Below are 7,182 nucleotides of genomic sequence, written 5' to 3' on the forward strand. Positions count from 1 at the left end.
GCTCGGGCCGCCCAGGCGCACTGCCCTTCAAGCTGAACGATTGCCTGCGCAACGCCCGCGCCATAGGCAGGATCTGCGTGGGCACAGTGTTCAATATGCAATTGCTGCACTGGCTTCGATACGCCGTTCAGTGCTCGTGCGGTGTTATCGAACAGGGTCTGCTGCTGCTCTGCTGTCATCTTGCGGAACAATGCACCCGGCTGCGAATAGTAATCGTCGTCGACACGATGATTCCAGTGATCCGCCATGCCTTCGATCGACAAAGGCGGTTCGCGATGTTCGGGCTGCTGCTGCCATTCACCCCGCGTGTTCGGCTCATAAGGCGTGGCACCGGCCGTATTGGCATCGACACGCAACCGCCCATCGCGGTGGTAGCTGTGGACGTACTTCGCTCCACGCGGCGCATTCACCGGCACCTGATGGTAGTTAACGCTCAGGCGGTAGCGCTGCGCGTCTCCATAGGAAAACAGGCGGCCTTGAAGCATCTTGTCGGGCGAGAAACTAATGCCGGGCACGACGTTGGCAGGAGCAAAAGCCGCCTGCTCCACATCGGCAAAATGATTTTCCGGGTTTCGGTTCAACTCCACCACGCCCACTTCGATCAGCGGATAATCGCTCTTCGGCCAGACCTTGGTCAGGTCGAACGGATTGATCGGATAGCTACCCGCTTCCTTCTCCGGCATGATCTGCACGGACATGGTCCAGCGCGGAAACTGCTGGCGTTCAATCGCTTCGTACAGGTCGCGATGATGCGTCTCGCGATCGCGGCCAACGAGTGCTTCGACTTGCGTGTCCGTCAAATTTTCGATTCCCTGTTGCGAGCGGAAATGGAACTCCACCCAGAAGCGTTCCAGCGCGCCATTGATGAAACTGAAGGTGTGACTGCCGAACCCATGCATGTGCCGGAACGTCTTCGGAATACCGCGATCGCTCATCACGATCGTAATCTGATGGAGCGCTTCCGAGAGTTGCGTCCAAAAGTCCCAGTTGCTCTCTGCGCTGCGCAGGCCCGTGCGCGGATCGCGCTTGATCGCATGATTCAGGTCAGGGAACTTCAGTGGATCGCGCAGGAAGAACACTGGCGTATTGTTACCGACCAGATCCCAGTTACCTTCTTCAGTGTAGAACTTCAACGCGAAGCCGCGGATGTCCCGCTCTGCGTCGGCTGCGCCGCGTTCGCCCGCAACGGTTGAAAAGCGCGCGAACATCTCAGTCTTCTTGCCGACTTCGGAGAAAATCGCTGCACGCGTATATCTCGTAATGTCATGGGTGACCGTGAAGGTGCCGAATGCGCCGGATCCTTTCGCGTGCATGCGACGTTCAGGAATCACTTCACGGTCGAAGTGGGCGAGCTTTTCGAGAAACCATACATCTTCAAGCAGTGCCGGGCCGCGTGGACCGGCGGTTCGGATGTTCTGGTTATCGACGACGGGAGCACCGAAAACGGTAGTCAGTTTTTTCATGAGAGATCCTCTAATTAGTTGCTTTGAACCGCTGCGCCGCCGTTGCACGTGCAGCCAGCGTGGTGAACGTTGCCATCGTCCCAGGCGGAGCCGAGGATGATCTGGCAAAAGTTCAGGCGCTTGTACGACGGATCACGAAGCGCAAGCACGTCAGCCTTGACATTGCCGAATGTCGTATCGGGTTTCCTGATCGTGCCTTTCGCAAACGCATCGATGATGCCGCTCTTGAACGTCTTCTCGCGCGGATGCGCAGCAACAACCTGATTTCGTTGCTCATCGCTGAATTCGTAGTAGGGCAGACCCAGCACGTCCATCTCGACCCCTGCTGTGACGAGCGCGACCACCGGCTTCATGTGTTCGGGCACGCCCAGCGTGGTATGCAGCGCGATGGAAATCCACACCTGTTCGATGTCGTACTCGTTCATAGCGTACTGCATCATGAAGTCGCGCGCTGCATTGGCGCCGTCCACTTCAAAGCGATAACTCTCGCTGCTATACGCTTGCATGAGGCCCATGTCGTGAAACATCGCGCCGAGGTACAACAGTTGCGAGTCGTACTTCAGGCCCTTGCGCTCTCCGGTCAGGGCTCCGAACAGGAACACCCGCCGGGAATGGTTGTACAGCAGGTCCGTTTCGGTATCGCGTACCAGTTCGGTGGCCGCGCGTGCGACTGCGCTGTCGGGTATCTTGATGCCTGCGATGATCGTGCCGGTCATTTCAGCTCCTTAGCTGATTAGGGTGCGGAGGACGCGAGGTCTTCCAGGTTTACTGCGACTCGAGTGCGTCAAGTCGCACTTGCGCGATCTCGCGCGGATGTTGGCAGTGGTAGGTGTCGAACAGTTGCGAGCACAACTGGGCAAGTGAAGCAAGGCCCAGAGCCTGGTCTGCGCTCTCAATTTCGCCTGCGCCGAGGATGTCATCGAGAATCGGGGCGAGACGGCGCAGTCGCACAAACGCGATAGCTTCTAGTTTCATGTTGCACCTCCAGTGGCCAGACGACGGAGCGCATTCCGAGTTGGCCAACTCTCAGGCAATGTTTCACTAGTGAGTTTGAACCGACAACTCCAGCGCGAGTTAAAGTTAGACGCTTGTGCGGACCTTGACCATTTCGCTGGCTAGAATCACTGCATCGAGGTTCAGTGGTTTGGCCCGTGCGCGGGTTTGGGGACGGTAGACCGAGTCGCCCCGGTTGATATGTTTGCCGGATAGGGCGCAACGCCCTAGCGAGCGAGCGCGACTCGGCACCCAGACCTGCTCTCCGTAGTAACAAAGCGTGGGGTCATGCCAGCGTAGCGCGAAGAGAGAATTGGGCAGTTCCTCCACCACCGTCACACTAAAGGTGCGCGGGTCGTGGTCGTCCGTCCCCCGCGGACGGAGCTGCGCTCCAGCAGAGGCGGGGCGGCCCAACAGGTCCGGAGAATTCCACATCGGATCTGGCGGGGAAGAAAATTTGCGGATAGCTGCGAGCGTCGTTGCCCATGGGTCCGGACCCTTCGGCGACGCAGTGCCGTAAGCGGACTTTGACTGGGTGAGCCGGCCCGGCCGATGCGGCGACGGATGACGGCTTGAGGGTAGCGTGGAGGCAATAGACGTATCGTGAGGGCCATTCTCTGACAGGATGTCCGAAGTCGTATCGGGTTCGGCGTTCAACATCGTGTTCCTCTCTTTAGCAAAGAGTGACGCAGTTATCGAACAAATGGTAGAGGTCGAATAACCCCTCACTTGCGGCTACTGGATGCATATTGCGGAAAGGTCGACGGTACGGGGATAGATGCTCCTGCCAAGCCACGGCACGAACGTGTACTCCGCGTACGCGTTGCTTCCGATATATATCCAGGTACGGAGTACAGACTGCACGATGACTCCTTGAAGACGGTATAAAAGGGAACCGATCGGGCGGGCAGTCCAAAAGGCGATGTTGTCGTCGGGCCGAACCGCGAGCTTTACGCTCTCATAACGGCGAGCGCTATCTTGATGAGAGAAGAGTAGGGTTTGCCGCGCGGCATATCTACTCTACTGTTGGATATACCAATGCCGCGTTAGGGTAACTGGCTTATACAGGTGTATAGCCGCGTTGAAAGGACCTAACGAGTTGTGTCGACTGCGGTAAACCACGTCCGTCGACCACTATCTGAAGATGACGAACAAAATAGTTGGAAGGGTCGAGATACCCGGCCCTGGACGTTTTAGGGACCCTTAGTTTTGATCACGCGGCCATGCGAGAGGACTTGTCAGAATCCGGCGCGGGGACAGTCGCGGCGCTACCGTGCTGATGCTCGACCTCGATCATTTCAAGTCGCTCAACGACAGCTGGGGCGTGCGCTCGGTGACCGCGCGCTCAGCCACTTCGCTGAACTGCTGCGCTTGGAGGCGCGCGCGGGCGACATCGTAGGGAGGCTCGGCGGCGAAGAATTCGCGGCCGTACTCCCCGACACGGCACTGAGGCAGCGATCTCATTCGGGCGGCGCGTGCAGCGGCGCCCTGCTGAAACACCTTTGATTTACGGCGACAATCGATCACGGTGCCACAGCGGCTTCCGCGCGATGCTAGAGATTGAGAACCAGGTAGGGATGCTTGGGCGTCTCCTTCCAGGCGTTGAGGAGACCCTCGAGGACGGCATTCCATTGGCTGCTTCGGGTCGACTTCTGGCCGACGCGGACCGATCAATCGCGGTGCTCCGTCAGTTCAACGTCGGACCGGGCTCGGCCACCTACGGCCGTTCGACCGCGCCCTCAGGTGGACATTCGAGCGTCCCCTCCGACTGGACAACGGACGTTCCTCCGACGGTCACCCTTGTCAAGTCATCGGTCAAAGCCGATGTTCGGGCGCCCGCGAGTCAGGGTCTCCTATAGTCGCCTAAAAGCTGTCCCATTCTCCAGCGCCGGCGGTTTCCGCGATCCGAACGGGCCGCGGTGGGGACCATTTCAGGCCAGTGTGGCCCGCACGTTGGCGCGCGCCGGAGTCGCCGTCGTGTGCGTTTGCGCGACAGGGTGGCTGACCTCGGCGTCGCCTGATGCGTCTAGCCTGAACATCGCGACGGACGCTTTCAGATCGTTCAACTGCGACTCGAGCGAGCTGGCGGCCGCCGCCGCCTGTTCGACCAGCGCTGCGTTCTGCTGCGTGACTTCGTCCATTTGGGTGACAGCCTGGTTGACCTGGCCGATGCCCTTGCTCTGCTCATGCGACGCGGCGGTGATTTCACCCATGATGTCGGTCACGCGTCTGATTTCGTGAGTAATCTCGCGCATCTTCGCACCCGCTTCCCGTACATGGCCCGCACCTGCCTGCACGCGCTCCACGGAATCGTGGATCAGCTCCTTGATTTCCTTGGACGCCGCCGAGGAGCGCTGCGCCAGCGAACGCACTTCCGAGGCCACCACTGCAAAGCCGCGACCCTGCTCGCCCGCCCGCGCCGCTTCGACCGCCGCATTTAGCGCGAGGATATTGGTCTGGAAAGCGATGCCTTCGATGATGCCGACAATATTCGCAATCTTATCCGAGCTAGCGTTGATGCCATCCATGGTTTCGACCACGCGTGACACCACGGCGCCGCCCTCTTCCGCCACCCGGGCGGCCTGCGCGGCGAGCTGGTTGGCCTGACTGGCGTTGTCAGCGTTCTGGTTGACCGTGGAGGTCAGCTGCTCCATGCTGGCGGCGGTTTCCTGGAGCGAGGCGGCCTGCTCTTCGGTGCGCTGCGACAGGTCCTGGTTGCCTGCGGCAATCTGGTGCGTCGCCGTGGCAATCGAGTCGGCCGAGATCTTGATCGTGCCGATCGTCTGCGTGAGCTGCTCCTGCATGCGCTTCATCGAAAACAGCAGACTTGAGCGGTCGTCCGGCGCCGTCTTCACCTCGGCAGTCAGATCGTTTCTGGCAATCTGGTTGGCAATTTCGGCGGCATAGGACGGCTCACCGCCCAGTGAGCGGAGGATGCCGCGGTTAAGCAGCATCACGACAGCCGATAACGCACCGGCCAGCACCAGAAAAATCCCGAGGCTCTGGTATAGCGTCGAGCGGAATGCCGCATCGAGGTCATCGACATAGACACCCGTCAGGACAATCCAGTCCCACGGCTGATAAGTCTCCTCGTAAGCGATCTTCGGGGCAGCTTCGGCCGTCCCCGGTTTCGCAAACGAAAATGCGGTAAAGCCGCTGCCGTCGCGCTTGCTGACAGCGACCGTTTCCCTGATGTAGTAAATCCCGTTCGAATCCTTGTAGTCTCTAGCGTCCTTGTCATTTAATTCCGGCTGTATCGGGTTCATTAGAATCGTCCCGTTCGAATTGAAGATCGCAAAATATCCGCCTTCGCCGTACCGCATGTTCCGGATGCTGTCCATGGCGCGCTTCTGTGCTTCTGCCACGGGCATGGAGCCGGCGGCCACTTGGTCGCCAAAGGTCTTGACGACACTCAGGGCGAGTTCCGTCGCGTGTGTCAGATCCGCCTTACGCTCATCCAGACGCGTTTCTTTCGTCCGGTAAGCTTGGTAGGTCGTTATTCCGGCGAGACACAGGAGACTCAGGATGAGCGGCAGCCAAAGCTTCTGCACGAAAGACAGTTTCATATGTTCAAGAACCATTTTAGATCGTGGCGACGGGTGGGCAACATCCTCAAAAAAGACGAAGCAGCGGAGCTTCCGCTACTTCGGCTTGACCTTCCGTTTCTGGCATCAGAAGAAATGCACGATACCGAGCTGGACGCCCGCAGGGCTATAACCCGGGTGGGACAACGGCAAGCCCGCGACAGCGGCGCCCATCATGGTGAAAGCGGCATTGTTGTGGTTATCGATCCGCGAAGCGGTGGCGTAAAGCAAAGTGCGCTTGGACAACGTGTGCCGGACCATCAAGCTGACCTCACCGGCGTCGTTGCCTGCCGAGGTCCGGTCGTACGCGAAAGCGTAGCCGGCAGACACGATATCGAAAGGGGTGAGGTTGGACGCGCTGGATACCGAGTACACGTCCTTATCGTAGAGATGCGCCGTATCTTGTGCGTGATGATATGCAGCGAACAACTTGATCGTGCCGAAGTCGTACGATCCGCCGAAGAAGCCATCGCTTTGCACGTCGTTTGCCGTTGCGCTGGTGATCCGTTCGTAGTTCGCACCCAGATACACGGGGCCGTGTGCATATTCGGCACCCACGTGAATATTGCCGTGTCCATTCTGCGGCGTCGTGCTCTGACTCAAGCCGTAGAGAATCTGGGCCTTGATGCCGGCAATGGTGGGCGTCTGATAGCTGACCGAATTGCTGACGCGAAACGTGTAAGTAGCCAGATTGTCGAGGCCCGATGCCATGGTGGCGCCGCCGAACGCGTCAAGGCGGCTGATCATCAGAAACTGCGGCGTGTTCTGGCGGCCAATACGCAGCTCTCCCCAGTTGCCCGACATGCCTACCCACGCTTGCCGGTTAAACGCCGCCGTGGGGTCCGCGGCCGTGCCGTTGTTGGTATTGATGCCGTCTTCAAGCGTGAAGTTGACACGATTTCCTCCACCAATATCCTCACTGCCACGCAAGCCGATGCGCGACGCGTAAAGACCGCTGGATGCCATTCGCGTCGTCATACCCTGACCCGAATTGGTCACTTCAACGAAGGTATCGAACAGGCCGTAAAGCGTGATTGACGAATCTTGGGCGTGCGCATGGGTCGCAGCTAACGAGCACAGCATGCCGGAGACGATCAGCTTGATGGCAATGAACGGAATGCGTTGGATGTGCTGATTCATTT

The 7,182-nt window shown here is 59.0% G+C and carries 7 protein-coding genes; 1 reads left to right on the plus strand and 6 read right to left on the minus strand.

The genetic code is table 11. The features are described 5' to 3' along the window. The 4 genes from JWR14_RS17520 to JWR14_RS38580 form a co-directional block, all read right to left on the minus strand. Positions 1 to 1,463, minus strand: a 1,463-nt coding sequence (locus tag JWR14_RS17520; RefSeq protein WP_299709184.1) for a catalase, incomplete at its 3' end; no start/stop codon positions are given. Positions 1,464 to 1,477: 14 nt separating this feature from the next. After that, positions 1,478 to 2,179, minus strand: a complete 702-nt coding sequence (locus JWR14_RS17525) for an HD domain-containing protein (protein ID WP_299709187.1) — start codon at positions 2,177 to 2,179, stop codon at positions 1,478 to 1,480. A 49-nt stretch (positions 2,180 to 2,228) separates the two neighbouring features. After that, positions 2,229 to 2,438: a hypothetical protein gene (locus tag JWR14_RS17530; RefSeq protein WP_299709190.1), complete on the minus strand. Its 210-nt coding sequence runs from the start codon at positions 2,436 to 2,438 to the stop codon at positions 2,229 to 2,231. 105 nt (positions 2,439 to 2,543) lie between these two features. Next, entirely contained in the window at positions 2,544 to 3,116 is a 573-nt protein-coding gene (locus tag JWR14_RS38580) for a DUF3331 domain-containing protein (protein WP_366144558.1), read from the minus strand. 549 nt (positions 3,117 to 3,665) lie between these two features. On the opposite strand from JWR14_RS38580, the gene JWR14_RS17535 reads away from it, so the two are divergent. After that, a complete protein-coding gene (locus JWR14_RS17535) occupies positions 3,666 to 3,962 on the plus strand; it encodes a diguanylate cyclase (RefSeq protein WP_366144559.1) in 297 nt (98 codons plus the stop codon). Between the two features lie 425 nt (positions 3,963 to 4,387). Here the strand turns inward: JWR14_RS17535 and JWR14_RS17540 are convergent, their stop codons facing one another. Further along, on the minus strand, positions 4,388 to 6,037 hold the full coding sequence (locus tag JWR14_RS17540) for a methyl-accepting chemotaxis protein (protein ID WP_366144560.1): 1,650 nt from the start codon (positions 6,035 to 6,037) through the stop codon (positions 4,388 to 4,390). 90 nt (positions 6,038 to 6,127) lie between these two features. Beyond that, the coding region (locus tag JWR14_RS17545; protein ID WP_299709193.1) for a porin at positions 6,128 to 7,182 on the minus strand (1,055 nt) is incomplete at its 5' end.

The organism is Caballeronia sp. (assembly GCF_028292365.1).
Lineage (GTDB): Bacteria > Pseudomonadota > Gammaproteobacteria > Burkholderiales > Burkholderiaceae > Caballeronia.

Coding starts and splice junctions, on each gene's coding strand:
- JWR14_RS17525 (WP_299709187.1), bottom strand. CDS start 2,179: ATGACCGGCACGATCATCGCAGGCATCAAGATACCCGACAGCGCAGTC.
- JWR14_RS17530 (WP_299709190.1), bottom strand. CDS start 2,438: ATGAAACTAGAAGCTATCGCGTTTGTGCGACTGCGCCGTCTCGCCCCG.
- JWR14_RS38580 (WP_366144558.1), bottom strand. CDS start 3,116: ATGTTGAACGCCGAACCCGATACGACTTCGGACATCCTGTCAGAGAAT.
- JWR14_RS17540 (WP_366144560.1), bottom strand. CDS start 6,037: ATGGTTCTTGAACATATGAAACTGTCTTTCGTGCAGAAGCTTTGGCTG.